The organism is Streptomyces sp. T028 (genome assembly GCF_048159505.1).
In the GTDB taxonomy this organism is placed as follows: Bacteria; Actinomycetota; Actinomycetes; order Streptomycetales; family Streptomycetaceae; genus Streptomyces.
Genome location: NZ_JBLRVZ010000044.1, coordinates 1 through 16,857, shown reverse-complemented (window position 1 = coordinate 16,857; position 16,857 = coordinate 1). Strand labels below are relative to the sequence as shown.

Sequence of the window (16,857 nt, the reverse complement as noted above, 5' to 3'; positions counted from 1 at the left end):
ATCGCGGGGGTCAGTCGTCCAGTCCTGAGGGCTCATCGACAGCCCCCCTGCCCCACCTGTCCGTCGCGTCCCGCACGTCGCTCGAGGCGGGTCGTACCGGCACGCCTGCCGCGCCACTCGGCCGGCACTCCGGCCACGGCGCAGGTGTCGCGGGCCTTTTCGCCCGAACTCGCGCGCCGACGGGCGTATGGCTCCGCCAGATGAGCTACTGCCGCACCGAACTCGCCCACGGGGCACTCCGCGTACACCGGCGAACAGAGCGCGAGGTGGGGCGATATGTCCGTACCTACCCGGAAAATGAAGGCGAGGCCGGGCCAGGCAGCGGCGGCGTCGGCGTTGTCAGAGCCGCCTCCGGCCATCGCGTCGGGCGCCGTGCGCGGTGTCTCGGCCACTTCGCCGGACCGACCGGCCGCGAGGAGGACGGCGGCCGGTCGGCGGGGCCGCTTCAGGAAGGAGACATAAGCAGGAAGGAGACATAAGGGGGCGTCCTTCAGTCGCGTGGTCGCCGGAATGAGGACGCGGTACTCGATCGATGCGGCGGCCGAGTCGCCCGTGCACATCCGGATGTCGGCCAGGCGGACACACAGCTGTCCGGTCTGCCGACGGGCGGACGGGGCGCGGCTCGGATCCGCGGCGTAGCCGTCGGCCGGCAGGTCCCCCTGACAGTCGACGTTGGCCAGGTCCCTTCCACCTGCCTCCGGGAGCTGTTCCAGCCGACGGCAGATGGGGGACACCTGCCGCGCCGCGGGGCCACCGCACCTCGTCGCACCGACGAAAGGGGCTACGGAACCGGGGGCCGTACCCGGGCCGGCGAGCACGGCGAGGACAGTGCGCGGTTCGGTCACCGCATCCAACGCGTCACCGTTCCAGCCGCGCTGGTCCGCAGTCGGCGAACGGGTGTCGAGCACCGCGTCGGAGTCGGGCCACCGGGCGGCGAGCCGGAATCCGACCAGTTCCTCCGTCGTGACCAGGACCCGACCGGGCCGGCGATCCGCGACCCGCCAACGCGTCAGTTCGGCGCGGGCCTTGACGGCCCGGGTGGTCAGCGGGAAGGTGTGCCCCGCGATGTCGAGGTCCTCGCGCAGCCCCGCCACCGCCTGCCGCGGCGCACCCGCCCAGCCCACCACGTCGGCGCCACGGACACGGGCCGCCGGCATCCTGAGGTGCTCCGGGCCGCGCGTCCGCGCCACCCCCGCCATCGCTCGGCCCTGTTCGGTCGAACCGCCTGTGCCCCCGCACATGGTCGACCCACACGAAGCAGCCATCCCACGCCCCCTTCGCTCTGATGCCGCGCCCCCGCGCCTTGCTCTGGATACCCCTTGAGCCCAGGCCGTACGCCGACGGGTCGTACCGACGACAAGGGACGTCCACACGCGTACCGAACCCGTGACACGGCGGCGGAGGAGGCGGCAACCGTGCGGATCCCTTCGCCCCGGAGGCCACAGCCTCCCTGCGAGAAGGACGAGTCGGCCAGACCTCGGGGCTGGGCTGGGCGTCGACCGGGACGGGCCCGACGTCAGAGCTGGCGGGTGTGTGTCCGGCACGTCTGCCAACCGGGCTGTGGCCACGAGACGAACAACTCGCAGTCTGCTACGAGGAGACCGTCCTTCTCGCGGTCGCCAACGCCTGACTGTGACCACTCACACGGCGCGCTCCATACAGACCAGTTGATCCCGCTCGTCCCACGACTCGGTGACGGTGAAGCCGAGCCGCTCATACAGGGCGATGGCGCCTGCCCGCCACCGCCACACCGACAGCCGCACGGTGCTGACGCCGCCGTCCACAGCATGCGCAAGCGCGGCGCTGACCAGGCCGGACGCGATACCCTGGCCCCGGAATGCCGGAGCCGTCCAGAGCCTCTTGACCTCGCACCGCCCGCCGACGGGAGCGGTCACCACCAGGCAGCCGACGACGGTGTCCCCGCTCAACGCCACCAGCACGACGTCGTCGGCGAACGCGGCTCGCGGGTCCAGGACCTCTGCCCGGTAGCGGTCCGGCAACTGGGCCGCATCCTCGACGGCCTCGCCCTTCTCCGCCTGCGTCTGCAGATGGTAGGCCGCCAGCAGCGCGGCCAGTCCGCCCTGATCGGAAGGGTCCTGACCTGGCCGGCGGACGATGACAACCTCACGTTGATCAGTCATGCCGCGAGCATGACATGCCGTATGTCAGGACCCTCACGAGCACCTTGATCCACCTTCGATAGACGCCCCGGTCCAGCCCTGGTCCGAGTCCGACGACGTGGATTGGCCCGTGCGGCCTGAGCCGCTGCCGGCCTGGAGTACGAACCTGTCGGCTCCCAGCATGATCGCGGAGATGACGCGGACCCAGCGTGCGAGTGGGCGCGACTGTCCTGGCCATGTCACGACCTGGTACCGGTGGCGCGAAGCCCGGCGCGGGTTTCGAAAGAACGAGTTTCGAAAGGAGGGTCGTCCGCTGCCCGTAGGCCGGGCAGGCGGGACTTTCGAAACACGCCCCGGTGCGCCGCCGACCTGGCGCAAGGCGTTGTTGCCGGAGGACGCCATGCCCGCGAGGTGGTGTGGGACCGAGGCGACCGCGGTGGCGGTCATCGGCGTGATCACCGCGCCCATCCGCGCTGAGCAGGCCGCTCCTGATCAGCAAGTGTGCAGAGACCCGGTGCATCAGGCATCCGGCCGGGATGCCCACCAGGACGGACATCGAGGTGACCATGAGCAGCCGGTAGCCGGCGGTGAGGGTGTCCAGTTGCCGTGCGAGCCGAAGTACAGGCTCAGAACGAAGGAGAAGCGCGACGGGGCCTGTGTCGCGACCGCCGCCCTCGACGCGGACATGCGGATAGGATCTGATGCGCTTCTTCTCGTGAAAGCGCGAGGTTAGGAAACGCCCTTGCGCAACGACGCGATGAGGCGGTCAAGGTCCCCGCGTGCCGTGTACGTACGGATCGGGTCGATGTAGTCGCGCGACTCGATGATCTGACCGTCCCGCACACGCATGACGAAGACACAGGGCACCTTGGCCATGGAGTCGTCCGGCAACGTGAACTCGTAGGCGAACTCGGCGACGATCACTTCAGGATCGGCGGTCTCGTGAACGACGACATCGACGACACTCCTCTTCGGCAAGGACTCCCGAACTTCCGGGGGCACCGTGAAGTGCTCCCGGAGCGCACGCCGACTCGTCAACGGCTCGGACTCCGGCGTCGCCATCGGATGCCGGACATCGGTGACCTCGCCATACAGGTCAGGCAACTCGCTCAAGTTCCCGTCGGCGACCCCATGAACAAGCCGGAGAAACACCTCGCGCGGACTCAGACTCACAAGACCCCCCAAGAAATACGAACAGTCAGCTAACGATCATTATCGGCCGTCGCGCTGGACGCCGACATGCGGATACAGGTCAGTACTCTTTACCTGAGAATTACTCCTTCCTGTGTCGGTGCGCAGCGAAGGTTCGCGGCGTCGTCGGTGCTGCCGTGGCCGGTGTAACGGGCAACGGCGCGCCGGCGGCATGGGGCCGGGTGATGCGCCCCTTCCCGGCCGGCAGGGCGTTCGGGGGCCTCGCCCGCCTCGACCCACCTCACCAGCGCGGCGAGCGGGGCGATCGGAGCGGCTCCGGAGGGCCGGTGCACCTTGCTCCGTCCAGGCCGAGTTGGACGACGGCCTGGCGGCAGGCGCGGAATGGGGGTTCGAGCCACTCTTCCACGACGAGGCGGCGCTTCCGGCGTCCTTCGAGAACATCGAGGAATCCCCCCACGCGCTGCCCCTGGCCGTGATGGCGGGCCCGTCCGGGATACGGCTCGAAATAGTGCACCACCGACGGCACTCGGGAGTGCGCAACGCCTACACGGGCGTGTTTCGCTCCGCGCCGCCGGCACAGGCACGGAAGGTGACCGGCCGGCAGCGCATCGGTGAACTCCTCTCCGCTGCCGGCATGGTGAGCGACGCCGTGTGTGTCGCTGTACCCGCAGCCGACGGCGAGGGGGGGCGACGCGGGATCACTGCAGGGCGGCCTCGCGGGCGTCCTGTGCTCGGTGGCTGACCTTCCGGCGGAGACGGAGTTCTGGTCGCGGTTCGCCGGGCTGCGGTGGGAGAGCCGTGCCCGGGAAGCCGCATGGGGGACCGTACCCTCGCCCGTTCCCGAGACCCGCTGCCGGCTCCTGATCGTGCCGGCCCATGGGGAGCCGGCCCCCGGCCACGCCATGAACGATGCCGGTTTCCCGTCCATGGGTGTCTTCAGCACCGCCATCGACACAGACTGCGCCAAGGCGGTCACCGCCGGGGCGAAACTCCGCGCGGAGCCGATCACCACCTCCGTCGGCGGACGGCCGGTGCGCATGGCCTTGATCGAAACTCCGGTGGGAACTCCCGTCGGCCTTCTCACCGTGATCAAATCAGGACAGCGCGAGTAACACAGCGCAATCACGGAGCAGTTGATGGTGTTTCAGCTCGAAGGACCCTTGCTGGAAGGCTCTCTGGTACGACTGGAGCCGCTCGGCCGACATCATGTGGAGGGTCTCGCCGGGGCCGCGGAGGAGAACCGGGACTCGTACAACTTCACATGGGTGCCCACCGCGTCGGAGGCCGAGTCGTACATCGACGCACAGCTCCAGCGGGCGGCGGCGGGACGCCTCGCTCCCTATGCGCAGGTGTCGGTGAAGACAGGGCGGGTCGTGGGAGCCACCGCCTACTGGGATCCCCGGATGTGGGTCGGGGAGGACCAGTTGTCCGCCGTGGAGGTCGGGTTCACCTGGCTCGCGGCATCGGCCCAGGGGATGGGCATCAACGCCGAAGCCAAGCTCATGCTCTTCCGGCACGCCTTCGAGACCTGGAAGGTCGCCCGCGTCGACCTGAAGTCCGACGCCCGCAACAGCAGGTCCCGCGTGGCGATCGAGGCCGCCGGCGCCCGCTTCGAGGGCGTCCTGCGCAATTGGTCACGTTCCGTAGGCCAATCCGAAGCCGCAGAGCAGCAGCAGACAGGACGAGACGCCCACTGCGGGCTCGGTGGCGAAGCCGACCAGCGGCAGTCCCGTCAGCGCGGTCAACGGGACGACCAGTCGCTCCCTGGTGGGTGGCCGTAGCAGTCGACCCACCAGCAGGTCACCGGCAAGCATGCCGACGGGCAGACAGCCCATCAGCACCGCGTACCAGCCGGGCGCGAAGTGGCGTCCTCCCGTGTAGGCGACGATCAGACCTTCCGCGCCCGCTACGAACGCGGGCGGCAGCCACTGGGCCAGCATCAGTCGTCGTACCGTGTGTCCGCGCAGCAGCAGGCGGGCACCGTGCAGGCTTGCCCGGACGGCCCCGCCATCGCCCCGAGCGCTGCCGGGTGTGCCGCCTAACTCTCCCGGCTCCAGCCGGGGCAGCCGGATGCGGACAGCGAGCGCGCAGCCGAGGTAGAGGGCGGCGCTGACCGCGAGCGCCCGGTACGGGCCGAGTACCGCGACGACCGCGCCTCCCAGCGCCAGACCGAACAACTGCGCGCCAGAGGAGGCGATGTTGTTCAGTGAACGGCCCAGTACATAGGCGTCGCCCTTGAGCCACTGCGCGACCAGCCGACTCGACGCGCCGCCGAACACCGCTGTGGTGAGGGCGACCAGCGCCACGACACCGAGGTTGGAAGCGGCCCGCCACGAATTCGCCGCCACCGCGACCGGCCCGTCCGCCCGTGATCCCCGCGTACGCGCGGTGCTGGACTCGCCGGACGCCGTCTCCAGGATCGCCGAGGCGATGGACCAGGCGTGGCACGAGCTGCTCGCCGCGGACTGGCCGCAACTGCGCGCGATCTGTGAGCGCGATGTCGTGCACCGGGTGGGTGTGATCGGCGAACACGGATGGGCCAGGACCATCGAGAGCCTGCACCCGAGCATCGACTGGCGCGCCGGCGGTATCGAGATCGGCTTCTTCCCCCCAGTCGGAAGCGTCCGGCTCGCCGGCGACGGGCTCCTGCTGATTCCTTCGGTCTTCGTCGGGAATATCGCCGCCCACCTGGAAGACCCCTGGCCCAGGACCTTGGTCTATCGTGCTCGCGGCACCGCCGCCCTGTAGGGCGAACAGGCGACCGTCCCCCAACCGGACGCGCTGGCCCCTCTGGTCGGCCGGGCCCGAGCCCGGCTGCTGTTGGCGTTGGACGCCCCGGCCAGTACCAGCCACCTCGCCCGAAGCCTCGCCATGGCACCCGGCGCGGTGGGAGACCACCTCGCCATCCTGCGGGGCGCGGGGCTGCTCGTCCGCGCCCGGTCCGGACGGTCGGTGCTCTACCGGCGCACCCCGCTCGGCGAGGCGCTGGTCGCCGGTTCGGGCTGAGGGCTCGGATCAGCACTGTTTTCTGAGGTGCCGCCAGCAGATGATTGCGCGGCCGGGGGTGAGGAATGCCTGGTGGATGTCGGCGCGGATTTCCCGGCGGATACGCAGTCGGCGCAACCGGCGCAGAAGTGCGAAGGCCGCTTCGACGACCCGGCGGTGCTTGCCCGGGCCGCTTCCGTGCCCGGTGCCGCGCCGGTTGATGAGCGTGCGGATGCCCAGCTCACGGACCTGGCGGCGGTAGACGGTGTGGTCGTGACCGCGGTCGGCGTAGAGGACGTCGGGGCGCTGACGGGATCGTCCGTGTTTGCCGCGGATGGGCGGTACGGCGTGGATCACGAACCCTGGCTCACCTCGTCAGCCAGTGGCGCCGTGCTGGAGCTGCTTCTCGGTGCAGAGCGGATGGTGGCCGCCGACAAACTGGGTTGGAGCCGGCCGCGCATCGGGCAGACAGCTCTCGTCGTAGCGGACGCGGGCACCGGACCACCTCCACCAGCCGGGTGAGCAGGCTCTGCCACGGTGTTTCGCCCTGGTGTTCTGCGTTCCGGCCCCCCTTTGAGGCGGGCGCCGGCGGCGGTTCGGTCCGGGCACCGGCCGCGTGCCGATGGGTCCGCACGATGGTGGAGTCGACCGAGACGTCCCAGCCGCTCCCGCCCGCGGCGTCGGCCGAGGCCTGGACCTGCTGCAGCAGACGCATGCCGTCGGCCGACCACAGGCGGTGGCGTTCACGGACGGTCTTCCAGGGGCCGTACTTCTCGGGAAGACCCCGCCACTGCACGCCGGTCCGCACCCGGTGCAAGATTTTGTCGATCACCTGGGCACGGGGCAGTCATATGATCGCCCGGACAGCTCCTGGTCGACGTCGCGGCCGCGGACGACGCCACCGCCATGGCTTTCCGGCAGTTGCTCGCCGACGGGTGGGCGACGGCGACAGCGGACCACACGACCCGGGACGCGGGGCGAGCCTGGCGTACGACTGCGCTGCTACCTGGACTTGAATCAGCCTGTCGGCTCGGATGCGCCGGCCGACGCGTTGCCGCGGGTTCTCGCAGAGGTACAGCAACGACGATCGCCTGTCAGGTGGTACGGCCCCCGGCCGGTCGTCGCTGCGCGGCCCGTTCCACGAACGGCTCCAGGCCGCTCTCGGTTGTGCATGTAGACATAGCGGTGGGCGGCGTGGACCGCACGGTGTTGAGGCGGTCGGCGAAGGACTGGGGGACGGTGAGCAGGACGGCCTCGGGGCCCGAGGACAGCATGTGCCGTGGGTCGGTGGGAGGTACGAGGGTCCGGGCGTCACCGAACGCCGTGCCGTACAGGGTGCGGCTTCCCTCCACGGACAGGGTCAGGGCCGGGTTGTCGCCGATCAGGAACTGGCCTGTCTCGGGCGTGATCACCTCCAGCCGCCGCGTCGACGCCATGGCGCCCGCATTTTGTGGAAGGTGTCCTCGATGCTGGTCCGGAAGATCTCGCCGCTCTCGTGGTCGCGCATGACCGGGGACGTTCGATGAGGCGTTCGGCGAAGGCGCCTGGGGAAGCCGGGCCGGACAGATACAGGCCCGTCTCGCGCAGTGCCTCGAGGCGCAGCTGCCACGTGAAGCGGGTCGGCGAACGGGAGTGCCGGCGTGCACGGCGGCGAAGGCTGCAGGCACGCACCTGTCCACGTCGCACCACAGTGCTTCAGCGGAGGGGGAGTAGACGGCGACGGAGTTCTCGGCCCAGCCGCATCGGCTGGTGGGCATCCGCTGGTGCACGCGTGCGGGGTTGTGCGGGTCGGACGGGAGCAACTGCCGGCTGCTGCCCTTCGGGTCGGGCATCGTGAGCTCTTTGAGCAGGACCTGGGATACGAGGTGCTGCCGCGATGTCTGCTGTGCTGTTCCCGCACGCCGGATTCTGCCGAGTGCCTCTTTCCACCCGCTCGGAGTTTCCCGGCTGCCGGTCCACTTGGTCACCGGTCAGCGCAGCCGGACCACGGTGACGACGGCGTGCCGGGGCGTGCCCGCCACGGCCTCCACCACCACATCACCGGCGGCGGGTGTGGAGGAGTCGTCGGCCTTCGTGAACGCGCGACCGGCCTAGGGAGCAGGCGTGGACCGATGGTGGGGGCGAGCGCCGTGGTCAGCTGCTGGGACAGCGCGGCGTGCTTGCCGGGCAGCCGCACGGCGAGCGCCTTGGGATGCCGGGAACTGCCGGTGAAGCCGACCGCGGTGGCGTCGCCGTGTCCGCGTGCCGCTGGCGAAGCGCCGTTGTTCGGAAGCTGCGGTATTCCCCTGGCGGTGGTCATCGGGTCCTCGGCCGCAGAGACACTTCGCCCGAGGACCCTGTCGTGCCCGCTGAGCAGTACGGCCGTTGGACCAGCACGGACAGCGTCGGCACCGCGCAGACAGGCGATGCAGCCGCCGCGGTCGGGCTCTCGCGTGCGCCCTGCGCGCCCTCAGCGAGTTCTCCCCCCACGTGTCGCGCCGGGGCCGGCTGCCGCGGTGGTGACCATCGCCCGGCCCGGCGGGGCAGTGCTCGGCCGCTTCACCGCCGCCGGCCAGGACGCCGGGAACGCTGCTCAATGCCGGGCTGGGCGGAATGGGTCGTGGAGCTGTGCGACCTGCACAGCGACCGCCCGCGGTTGCGCGACCTGTTCCCGGCCGGCTCGCAGTACGCGGCTCCGCCCTCCTCGGCTCCGCCCTGTGAGCGGATTCGCGTGCGCGTCCAGGCGCTCGGCTCGGGTTCGCCCTGCAGAGATTTGCTGCACGCCGTTGTAACGACTACAGTTACGACGAGGTTGAAGGGTCGAGGGAGGTGAGGTCCGAGGTGAGCGCCAACAGCAGGCTGACCATCGCAGCGCATGTCCTCACGTGGATAGGGCTGTATCAGCGTCGCGGTCACGAGGTCGCCACCTCCGAGCAGATCGCGACGAGCGTCAACACCAATCCGGTGGTGATCCGTCGCCTCCTGGCCGAGCTGCGCAAGGCCGGCCTCGCTGACTCGCGGCGAGGTACAGGGGCAGGCTGGATGCTCTCCCGGGACCTGGCGGCGATCACCCTGCTCGACGTCCATGAGGCGGTCGCCGCCGGGCCGGTTTTCGCTCTGCACCGCTCGACGCCTGACCCCGAATGCGTCGTGGGCCACGGCATAGGACCGGCGTTGGCCTCCGTTTACGACGAGATCGAGGCTGTCCTCCGCCGGGAGTTGGCGAGGACCACACTGGAGGACGTCCTGCGGGACATACTCAAAACGGCCTAGCCCACCCCTGGCCCCGGTGGTGGCTCGTTTCCGCGGGCGTCAATGTAACCAAAATGGTTACCTCGAGGATTCGGAGAACCCCAAGGAACAGTTGGACGGCAGGACCGCCCTGGTGACCGGTGCCTCTGCCGGCATCGGTCCGGCCATCGCGCGCAGGTTCGCCATCGAAGGAGCGACGGTCTGCCTGACCGGCCGCACCGACCCCGCTTGGCCGCGCCGGTCGTCCCGGCGAGGTCGCTGCCACCGCCCTCTGCCTGGCCGCAGACCACAGCTCCTTCACCACCGGTGCGGAACTGCTCGTTGGCGGCGGCGCCACCCGGCTCCAGAGGTGACGTGAGGCGCATGCGGCACACACCCACCCCACACGTACGAGAGACAAGGACAAGCACCATGACAACAGATACCCAGACCTCACGGGCAGTGGCCGAGCAGTTCGTGGAGCGCCTCGGCAGGCAGGACCAGGACGGCATCCAGGAACTGTTCGCGGCTGACATCGACTGGTACGTCCCCGGAAACGACGAACTGCCCTGGACCGGCCGCCGTACGAAGCGGGAGGACGTCGCGCCGTACTTCACCACGATGTGGCCGCACTTCGTACCCGGCAAGAGCAAGGTCGTGCTGGAGCGGATCATCGTCGACGGCGGTGACGTGATGCTGCTCGGGGTCTTCACGCACACCGTCGCGGTCACCGGCAAGGAGTTCACCACCCCGTCGGCCATGCACCTGGTGGTCGAAGACGGCGAGATCGTCCGCATGCACCTCTACGAGGACACGCTGAGCGTCGACCAGGCGTTCAGCACCTCCTAATGATGTTGTCAAGCCGCCGCTGTGACCGGGAGTTCACGTTGGAAGCACCGTCCGTCACGGATGAGGACCCACAGGACGTGCACTCGTCGGCGGGCCGGCGCGAGCACCGCCTGGGTGTGCCGCTTTCCTTCTGCGCGCTTGCGTGCGTAGAAGCGACGGGACGCCTCGCAGCTGCGGATGCTGATCAGCGCGGAGGTGTAGAAGACGCGTTGGAGGCCGCGGTGGTAGCGCCGGGGCCGGTGCAGGTTGCCGCTGATGTTGCCGGAGTCGCGCGGAACGGGGGCGACTCCGGCGAAGCTGGCCAGGTGGTCGGCGCTGCCGTACCGGCTCATGTCACCGGCCGTGGCGGCCAGGAACTCGGCGCCCAACAGCGGGCCGATGCCCGGCATGCTGGAGATCAGCTCGGCGAGTTCGTGCTCGCGAAACCGGGCCTCAATGAGCTTGTCAATCTCTGCGATCTGCCCGTTGAGGTCCATCACCTGGGCGTGGATCATCTGAGCGATGATCTTCTCACCGGGGAGGGCGGTGTGCTGGCGCTCGGCCGCCTCCAGAGTGGCCGCGGCGAGGTCTTCGGCCCCGCGCACCTGACGGTTGCGCAGCCACGTCACGAGCCGTTTGCGGCCGGTGCGGCGCAGGGCGGCCGGGGTCTGGTATCCGGTCAGCAGGATCAGCGGGCCGACGTTGCCCAGGTCCAGAGCCCGCTCCAACGCCGGGAAGATCGTGGTGAGTTGACCGCGCAGGCGGTTGATTCGTCGCGTGCGGTCCGCGCTCAGATCGGCTCGCCGACTGGTGAGGACCCGCAGTTCGATGGCGCGTTCGTCGTCCGGCTGCAGGACGGCCAGGTCGCGACGCATGCGGGCCTGGTCCGCGATGACGGTGGCGTCCTTGGCATCTTCTCTGTCTGCAACGAGCGTCACCGTGAGCGTTCTGTGTCGTTGATGCATTGCTGTCAACGGGAGTTCTTCAACGAGACGGCACGGCATCAGTGGCACACAGCTTGGCGGTCCGGCCCGCGAACGGGCAGCGGACGTGGACCGTGATCGACGAGAAGTACAGGACCGTCGCTCCGGTCGAGATTTGGTTGGAGGCCCATCGGCAGCTGTGGTCGCCGAACACGGTCCGCGGCTATGCGACCTCGCTGGCCCAGTGGTGGACGTTCCTCGAACAGCGTGACGAGACGGGAGGTGGGGCGGTCGCGGGGCCCCGGCGGTCGCGGGGTTCCTGACCTGGCTGCGCAACGGCCGCACCGTCGAGCACGCCCTGGTCGAGCTCGAGCAGGCCCCGGAGGCCGGGACGTTGGAGGCGAGACTGGCCGCGTTGATCTCCTTCTACCGTTGGCAGGAGGCGGTCTTCTCGGTGCCGGTCGCGGGCCGGCTCATGCGCGGGACACCGCGCCGGGCCCCGGCGCGGGGCCTGCTCGCGCATCTGGACGCCCGCACCGCGCCCGCCCCGTCCTCGCTGGTCAGGGTCCGGCGCCAGCGGCATCGGGGGCGCCCGCCACTGCTTCTTCCCTCCGAGATCCAGGCGATCCTGGACGGCTGCGCGATGCCGGACGCCACGGTCGGCGAGTGGGCGGGCAACCTGCGTGACCGGCTGCTGTTCGCGCTGCTCGCGGAGACCGGGATGCGGCTGGGTGAGGCCCTCGGCCTGCGGATCTGCGACTTCGTCATGGGCCGAGGCGGCACTCCCTATGTCGAGATCGTGCCGCGAGAGGACAACACGAACGGGGCCAGGGTGAAGATGATGCGCCCTCGGCGGGTCTATGTCGGCTGCGATCTGGAGCGACTGTTCGCCGAGTACCTCACCCAACTCGCCTGCCGGGCCACCGAGGTCGGCATCGGGATCGATACCGGCCGTCGTTGCTGGTGAACCTGGAGCGCCGCCGCTGCTGGCCGCCCTACGCGAGGGCACGGTGCGGGACAAGGTGTCCACCCTGCGCAGGTAGAGTATCGGCCCCGCCTGCTGGACGCCGCACTGGTTCCGCCTCAGCCACGCGACCGCGCTGCTGCTGGCCGGGACGCCGGACTGGGTGGTCTCCCGCCGACTCGGTCACGCACACGTGCAGACCACGCTCGACCTCTATGGCTGGGTCCGCGAGGACGAGGCCCTGGGGCCGCAGCGAACTGGAAGTCGTACATCTCCGCCTGACAGGTCGACGATGGCCGGTGAACAGCGTCATCTGAACGCAGCCGGCGACGAGGATCCGTTCTGGCGGCTCTGGCCGGAGCTGCCCGAGCCCTGGAAGGGACCGGTGATGGCATCGACGACTGGGACCGGATCACCGAGAACGGCGACCGCCGCATCGACCTTGCCGGTCTGCCCGATCTGGTCGCCGCCGAACTGTCCTGGATGGCGCACTGGCAGGCCCTGGACGGGACCCGGCCGTCGGTGCTGGGCACCAACCAGTTCTCGAACATCCTGCGCCGCGCGATCCGCGACAACCACCCCTTCCCGACCTCGATCCGGGCATGGACTGGGAGACGGCGGCCGCCTTGCAGCGGTGGTTCCATGCCACCCGCTGGGGCCGGCTTCCGCCGCACGGCAGCGTCGCCGGCTACGGGTGATCTTCCGCTTCTCCCGTCTGGCCCTGCTGGCCCGCTGCACAGGCGGCCCCTGGTGGTCCCTGGACGAGTGGCATCCCCGTTGCGACCCGCGGATCCCGCCGGCCGAGCACGAGCCCCAGGCCCACTACGGCTGTTCGCCCTCGAAGATCGGCCAGCCGTGGCTGCGGGAGGCCGTGAAGTGGTGCCTGGGAACCCAGCTGGAGGCCGGGACCCTGCGCTGGTCGACGGTGAGCCAGGAGAGGATGCGGTGCTTCGTCCGCTTCGACCGGTGGCTTGAGACTTTCACCGACCCGCTCGACGTCCTGGGCGATCCCGCCCACGCGGTCCAGCTGGCCGCCGCCTTCCGCCCCTGGGGCGCCGACCCCGCCAACCGGCTCCTTCGCCAGAACGAACAACGGATCGCCAACTGCCCTGTCTCCGCTCGTCAGATCAACGACGACCTGCGGGCCGTCGCCGAACTCTTCGCATTCGTCGCCGCCAACCCCGCCGAGGCCCGCCAGGTTCTCGGGCCCAATCCGTGGTCCCGCGTCACGACACACACGGGGCCGGCTGGTTCCGCCAGGTCTCCCGCATCCCACACCAGCGGGAGCTCAACGACGAGCACTACGCCGACGACCACGTGCTCGCCCAGATCCCCGCCGCCCTGCCCCTGCTCGGCCTTGGGCGCGACGAACAGATGCTGGTCACCTGCGGCGACGGGCAGCAGGCCGCCGCCCGCGGCTTCGACGACCCGCAGGCCATGCGCATGATCCTGCTGCAGATCCTCACCGGACGGCGGTCCAGCGAGATCCGCACCTGCCCTTCGACTGCCTCTCCCCGGTCCCCGACCGGGCCGTCGACGCCGCCGAGGGCGAACAGATCGACCGCTTCCACTACGCACAGAGCAAGATCGATATCGCGCCGGACAACATCCTCGTCGACGCCGAGGTCGTCGCCGTCATCGAAGAACAACGGCAGTGGGTCCGCGATCACTTCCCCGGCGTCACCCCGCGTCACCTGTTCCTGCAGCGGACCGGCAACCGCCAGGGCGACAAGCCCTACCCGTTGGGCACCTGCAACTGGATGCTCCGCGAGTTCAGCAAGCTCGTGAAGATCACCGACAGCAAGGGCAAGCCCGTCGGGCTGAGCAACACCCACCGCTTCCGACACACCAAACTGACCCGGCTCGACGAACTCGGCGTGCCCAGGCGATGGCCAAGTTCGATGGGGCTTGCCGGTGGCTGGCTGCAGATGGGCGAACGCGCGCTCCACGACCCAGCGTTGGGTGCCGAGCCCGGAGCCGTGCTCGGTACCGCGCCGGGCGATCAGCGGCTTCACGCCGAGGTCCCGGACCAGGCGGCGGTAATTGTCGTGATCGTAGCCACGGTCGCCCAGCACTACGTCCGGTCGGCGCCGGGGCCGGCCGCGCTTGCCCCGCACTGGTGGCACGGCCTGGAGGAGCGGGATCAGCTGGGTGACGTCGTTGCGGTTGCCGCCGGTCAGGGTGGCGGCGAGCGGGATGCCGGTGACGTCGGTGATCAGGTGATGCTTGCTGCCGGTTCTGCCCCGGTCGACAGGGCTTCGTCCGGTCTTGGCTCCCCCTTTAACGCGCGGATGTGGGAGCCGTCGACCGCCGCCCGGGAGAAGTCCAGGGCGTTCGCGCCGCGGAGCTTGGCGAGGAGGACCTCGTGCAGCCGTGGCCACACACCTGCTTCGGTCCACTCGGCCAGGCGGCGCCAGCAGGTCATGCCCGAGCCGAAGCCGAGTTCCTGCGGAAGGTGTTCCCAGGCGATCCCGGTGTGCAGCACGAACAGGATGCCCTGGAACACCAGCCGGTCCGGATGCCGCTTGCGCCCGGGATGCCGGGCCCGACGCTCCACCTTCGGCAGCAGCGGCTCAATCACCGCCCACAGCTCGTCATCGACTTCCCACGGCTTCGGCCGCGCCACCCCGCACCCCCGGATCATCAGTCCCGGAGTGATCCAACCACCTCGAAGATCATTTCGTTAGGAGTTCTAAGGACGCTGTCGGCAGGACCACCGTCATCGCTGACGGCGGCTACCGGGGAACGGGCCTGGTCATCCCGCACCGCCGCGAGCCCGGCCAGGCCGAACTCCCGGCCTGGAAAGAGGAACACAACGCCTCTCACCCGCAAGGTCCGTGCCCGTGTCGAGCACGTCTTTGGCCCGGATGAACGGCTGGAAGATCCTGCGCGACTGCCGCCTGAAAGGTGACGGTGTTCACCACGCCATGCTCGGCATCGCCCGCCTGCACAACCTCGCGCTCGCCGGATAACCGCACCTCACAGGGGAAAGCGGTTCAGCTTCGGGGACAGGACGCATCTTGCACGTCAGTCAATGAGCACTTTCAGAGTGGCACTGATTGAGTGACGGCTGAGCCGATGCGAGCAATGCTCAAGATCTGTGCCGTCGACGTCGCGGACGAACGCTGGGACGAGAACGCCAACTTCATCGCCAACGCCCGCCAGGACATTCCCCGCCTGATCGCCCGAGATCCGACGTCTCCGCCGCCTCCTCGAAGCCAAGGGTCAAAAGCCCGAGGAAGGCTGAAGCGCATTACCGATCCACAGGAATTGATGCGCTGAAGGGGCGGGGCCTCCGCCCCCGCGGGGGCCGGGTACATACCCGGTGTTCACGTTCGTCATGGCGAAGGAGGCCCCCAGATGAGCGAGTACGACGGACATCAGTACGTCGGCATCGACCTGCATCGCAGGCGCTCCGTGATCGTGCGTCAGACCGCGGACTGCACGCAGCTGAGCGCGGTGCGTATCGCCAACGACCCGGTCGCGCTGGGCCTGCAGATCGAGCAGGCCGGCAGCTGCCCGGACGTGGTCGTGGAGGCTACCTACGGCTGGTACTGGGCAGTTGACGTGCTTCAGGCGGCCGGGCCGAGGTCCACCTGGCCCACCCGTTGGGCGTGAAGGGCTTCGCCTACCGGCGCGTCAAGGACGACATCAAGGACGCCTCGGACCTCGCCGGCCTGCTGCGCATGGGGCGTCTTCCGGAGTCCTGGATCGCCCCGCCCGACCAGCGGGAGTTGCGCGAACTGGTCCGCTACCGGGCCAAACTGGTGGCCCTGCGCAGCGGACTGAAGGCCCAGGTGCACGCGGTGCTCGCGAAGGCCGGGGTCCTTATCGCCGTCTCCGACCTGTTCGGGACCGACGGCCGCCGCCAGTTGGGGCAGACCACGCTGTCCGGTGCCTACGCCCAGCGCGTGGACTCTCTACTGAAGCTGATCGACATCCTCGACGCCGAGGAAGCCGTCTTCAACACCCGGATCGCCGAGCGGCTTCGCGGCCACACCGGCTGTGAGGCCATCCGGCGGCTGCCCGGCATCGGACCGGTTCTGGCCGCCGTGCTGGTCGCCGAGATCGGCGACGTGCATCGGTTCCCCTCCGCCGACCGGTTGTGCTCCTGGGCCGGGCTGACCCCGCGCCCCTACGAATCCGACACCGTCGTGCGCCGCGGGCACGTCACCAAGCAGGGCAGCAAGCTCGTGCGCTGGGCCGTCGTGGAGGCCATCCAACGCGCCACCACACCCAAGATCGCCGAAGACCGGGCACGGATCGAGGCCCGCCGCGGCAGGAACATCGCGAAGGTCGCCGCGGCCCGCAAACTGCTCACGTTGGTCTACTACGGGCTGCGCGACGGACACATCCGCGCCCTGGCCCGCCAGGCGGCGTGAGCAGCTCGGTGGCGGCAGGCGCGTGGCCGGGCAATTGTCCGGCCCCCTCAACGGCGCGGCCGTGGATTTGATTGGCCCCGCCTGCCCCACGTCGTATCGCTCCATGCGGCCCAGCGTCGCGAAGGAATGACCGGCAGCCGAGTACGGCCCTGCCCTCCCGCATCGCGGGCTGGATAACAGCGACACCCACAACCGCATACTGAGCTGCCCCGAGTTTCGTAGAGTCCGGTGATCTTGTTTCAGGCGGACTGCGGGGTTTGCTCCTGGCTTCGCCAGAAGGCTTCCTCGTACTC

19 protein-coding genes and 6 pseudogenes are annotated in these 16,857 nt (G+C 69.6%); 15 read left to right on the top strand and 10 right to left on the bottom strand.

What is annotated here, in order from left to right:
• Positions 1 to 32: 32 nt before the first annotated feature.
• The 4 genes and pseudogenes from ACLZN2_RS36760 to ACLZN2_RS36745 form a co-directional block, all read right to left on the bottom strand.
• Positions 33 to 1,157, bottom strand: a complete 1,125-nt coding sequence (locus tag ACLZN2_RS36760; protein WP_416983886.1) for a hypothetical protein — start codon at positions 1,155 to 1,157, stop codon at positions 33 to 35.
• A 483-nt stretch (positions 1,158 to 1,640) separates the two neighbouring features.
• Positions 1,641 to 2,141, bottom strand: coding sequence for a GNAT family N-acetyltransferase (locus ACLZN2_RS36755; RefSeq protein ID WP_416983885.1), 501 nt, complete (start codon positions 2,139 to 2,141; stop codon positions 1,641 to 1,643).
• 330 nt (positions 2,142 to 2,471) lie between these two features.
• Positions 2,472 to 2,762, bottom strand: a pseudogene (locus ACLZN2_RS36750) (hypothetical protein); the annotation flags it as partial.
• 87 nt (positions 2,763 to 2,849) lie between these two features.
• Positions 2,850 to 3,272: a nuclear transport factor 2 family protein gene (locus ACLZN2_RS36745; protein ID WP_416983939.1), complete on the bottom strand. Its 423-nt coding sequence runs from the start codon at positions 3,270 to 3,272 to the stop codon at positions 2,850 to 2,852.
• Positions 3,273 to 4,006: 734 nt separating this feature from the next.
• On the opposite strand from ACLZN2_RS36745, the gene ACLZN2_RS36740 reads away from it, so the two are divergent.
• From ACLZN2_RS36740 to ACLZN2_RS36720, 5 genes are all read left to right on the top strand, one after another.
• Positions 4,007 to 4,384: a hypothetical protein gene (locus tag ACLZN2_RS36740; RefSeq protein ID WP_416983884.1), complete on the top strand. Its 378-nt coding sequence runs from the start codon at positions 4,007 to 4,009 to the stop codon at positions 4,382 to 4,384.
• Between the two features lie 24 nt (positions 4,385 to 4,408).
• Positions 4,409 to 5,053 carry a GNAT family N-acetyltransferase gene (locus tag ACLZN2_RS36735; RefSeq protein WP_416983882.1) on the top strand — a complete coding sequence of 215 codons (645 nt, stop codon included), beginning with the start codon at positions 4,409 to 4,411 and terminating at the stop codon, positions 5,051 to 5,053.
• 535 nt (positions 5,054 to 5,588) lie between these two features.
• Positions 5,589 to 6,020 carry a hypothetical protein gene (locus ACLZN2_RS36730; RefSeq protein ID WP_416983881.1) on the top strand — a complete coding sequence of 144 codons (432 nt, stop codon included), beginning with the start codon at positions 5,589 to 5,591 and terminating at the stop codon, positions 6,018 to 6,020.
• A 33-nt stretch (positions 6,021 to 6,053) separates the two neighbouring features.
• Complete coding sequence (locus ACLZN2_RS36725; protein WP_416983938.1) at positions 6,054 to 6,278, top strand: ArsR/SmtB family transcription factor; 225 nt, start codon at positions 6,054 to 6,056, stop codon at positions 6,276 to 6,278.
• Between the two features lie 72 nt (positions 6,279 to 6,350).
• Positions 6,351 to 6,779, top strand: a complete 429-nt coding sequence (locus tag ACLZN2_RS36720; protein WP_416983945.1) for a hypothetical protein — start codon at positions 6,351 to 6,353, stop codon at positions 6,777 to 6,779.
• On the opposite strand, the pseudogene ACLZN2_RS36715 reads toward ACLZN2_RS36720, so the two are convergent.
• Positions 6,739 to 7,089: pseudogene (locus tag ACLZN2_RS36715) on the bottom strand (transposase); the annotation flags it as partial. The gene ACLZN2_RS36720 and the pseudogene ACLZN2_RS36715 sit on opposite strands and share 41 nt — an antisense overlap.
• Before the next feature lie 262 nt (positions 7,090 to 7,351).
• Entirely contained in the window at positions 7,352 to 7,693 is a 342-nt protein-coding gene (locus tag ACLZN2_RS36710) for a hypothetical protein (RefSeq protein WP_416983944.1), read from the bottom strand.
• Positions 7,694 to 9,077: 1,384 nt separating this feature from the next.
• On the opposite strand from ACLZN2_RS36710, the gene ACLZN2_RS36705 reads away from it, so the two are divergent.
• From ACLZN2_RS36705 to ACLZN2_RS36690, 4 genes and pseudogenes are all read left to right on the top strand, one after another.
• Positions 9,078 to 9,509, top strand: a complete 432-nt coding sequence (locus ACLZN2_RS36705) for an Rrf2 family transcriptional regulator (protein ID WP_416983880.1) — start codon at positions 9,078 to 9,080, stop codon at positions 9,507 to 9,509.
• 16 nt (positions 9,510 to 9,525) lie between these two features.
• Positions 9,526 to 9,666, top strand: a pseudogene (locus tag ACLZN2_RS36700) (hypothetical protein); the annotation flags it as partial.
• A gap of 97 nt (positions 9,667 to 9,763) precedes the next feature.
• Complete coding sequence (locus ACLZN2_RS36695; protein WP_416983937.1) at positions 9,764 to 9,841, top strand: hypothetical protein; 78 nt, start codon at positions 9,764 to 9,766, stop codon at positions 9,839 to 9,841.
• 58 nt (positions 9,842 to 9,899) lie between these two features.
• Positions 9,900 to 10,316: a nuclear transport factor 2 family protein gene (locus ACLZN2_RS36690; protein ID WP_416983878.1), complete on the top strand. Its 417-nt coding sequence runs from the start codon at positions 9,900 to 9,902 to the stop codon at positions 10,314 to 10,316.
• An 8-nt stretch (positions 10,317 to 10,324) separates the two neighbouring features.
• On the opposite strand, the pseudogene ACLZN2_RS36685 reads toward ACLZN2_RS36690, so the two are convergent.
• Positions 10,325 to 11,215 (bottom strand): annotated as a pseudogene (locus tag ACLZN2_RS36685) (IS110 family transposase); the annotation flags it as partial.
• 86 nt (positions 11,216 to 11,301) lie between these two features.
• On the opposite strand from ACLZN2_RS36685, the gene ACLZN2_RS36680 reads away from it, so the two are divergent.
• Positions 11,302 to 11,541 carry a hypothetical protein gene (locus tag ACLZN2_RS36680; protein ID WP_416983877.1) on the top strand — a complete coding sequence of 80 codons (240 nt, stop codon included), beginning with the start codon at positions 11,302 to 11,304 and terminating at the stop codon, positions 11,539 to 11,541.
• A gap of 71 nt (positions 11,542 to 11,612) precedes the next feature.
• Positions 11,613 to 12,185: a hypothetical protein gene (locus ACLZN2_RS36675; protein ID WP_416983875.1), complete on the top strand. Its 573-nt coding sequence runs from the start codon at positions 11,613 to 11,615 to the stop codon at positions 12,183 to 12,185.
• A gap of 306 nt (positions 12,186 to 12,491) precedes the next feature.
• On the opposite strand, the gene ACLZN2_RS36670 is transcribed toward ACLZN2_RS36675, so the two are convergent.
• The 3 genes and pseudogenes from ACLZN2_RS36670 to ACLZN2_RS36660 all read right to left on the bottom strand — a co-directional run.
• Positions 12,492 to 12,761, bottom strand: a complete 270-nt coding sequence (locus ACLZN2_RS36670) for a hypothetical protein (protein ID WP_416983873.1) — start codon at positions 12,759 to 12,761, stop codon at positions 12,492 to 12,494.
• A 243-nt stretch (positions 12,762 to 13,004) separates the two neighbouring features.
• Positions 13,005 to 13,166, bottom strand: coding sequence for a hypothetical protein (locus tag ACLZN2_RS36665; RefSeq protein ID WP_416983871.1), 162 nt, complete (start codon positions 13,164 to 13,166; stop codon positions 13,005 to 13,007).
• A 941-nt stretch (positions 13,167 to 14,107) separates the two neighbouring features.
• Positions 14,108 to 14,826, bottom strand: a pseudogene (locus ACLZN2_RS36660) (IS5 family transposase); the annotation flags it as partial.
• Positions 14,827 to 14,873: 47 nt separating this feature from the next.
• On the opposite strand from ACLZN2_RS36660, the pseudogene ACLZN2_RS36655 reads away from it, so the two are divergent.
• The 4 genes and pseudogenes from ACLZN2_RS36655 to ACLZN2_RS36640 form a co-directional block, all read left to right on the top strand.
• A pseudogene (locus tag ACLZN2_RS36655) lies at positions 14,874 to 15,154 on the top strand (transposase); the annotation flags it as partial.
• Between the two features lie 115 nt (positions 15,155 to 15,269).
• Positions 15,270 to 15,464 carry a hypothetical protein gene (locus ACLZN2_RS36650; protein WP_416983869.1) on the top strand — a complete coding sequence of 65 codons (195 nt, stop codon included), beginning with the start codon at positions 15,270 to 15,272 and terminating at the stop codon, positions 15,462 to 15,464.
• A 78-nt stretch (positions 15,465 to 15,542) separates the two neighbouring features.
• On the top strand, positions 15,543 to 15,800 hold the full coding sequence (locus ACLZN2_RS36645; protein ID WP_416983867.1) for a hypothetical protein: 258 nt from the start codon (positions 15,543 to 15,545) through the stop codon (positions 15,798 to 15,800).
• The gene (locus ACLZN2_RS36640; protein WP_416983865.1) at positions 15,797 to 16,564 is read left to right on the top strand and encodes an IS110 family transposase; all 768 of its coding nucleotides are present in this window, start codon (positions 15,797 to 15,799) and stop codon (positions 16,562 to 16,564) included. The genes ACLZN2_RS36645 and ACLZN2_RS36640 overlap by 4 nt, the downstream gene beginning before the upstream one ends.
• Positions 16,565 to 16,857: the final 293 nt, after the last annotated feature.

Excerpts from the sequence above, each read along its gene's own strand:
- ACLZN2_RS36760 (WP_416983886.1), bottom strand. The coding sequence starts at position 1,157 with ATGCCGGCGGCCCGTGTCCGTGGCGCCGACGTGGTGGGCTGGGCGGGT.
- ACLZN2_RS36755 (WP_416983885.1), bottom strand. The coding sequence starts at position 2,141 with ATGACTGATCAACGTGAGGTTGTCATCGTCCGCCGGCCAGGTCAGGAC.
- ACLZN2_RS36735 (WP_416983882.1), top strand. The coding sequence starts at position 4,409 with ATGGTGTTTCAGCTCGAAGGACCCTTGCTGGAAGGCTCTCTGGTACGA.
- ACLZN2_RS36710 (WP_416983944.1), bottom strand. The coding sequence starts at position 7,693 with ATGGCGTCGACGCGGCGGCTGGAGGTGATCACGCCCGAGACAGGCCAG.
- ACLZN2_RS36690 (WP_416983878.1), top strand. The coding sequence starts at position 9,900 with ATGACAACAGATACCCAGACCTCACGGGCAGTGGCCGAGCAGTTCGTG.
- ACLZN2_RS36650 (WP_416983869.1), top strand. The coding sequence starts at position 15,270 with ATGCTCAAGATCTGTGCCGTCGACGTCGCGGACGAACGCTGGGACGAG.
- ACLZN2_RS36645 (WP_416983867.1), top strand. The coding sequence starts at position 15,543 with ATGAGCGAGTACGACGGACATCAGTACGTCGGCATCGACCTGCATCGC.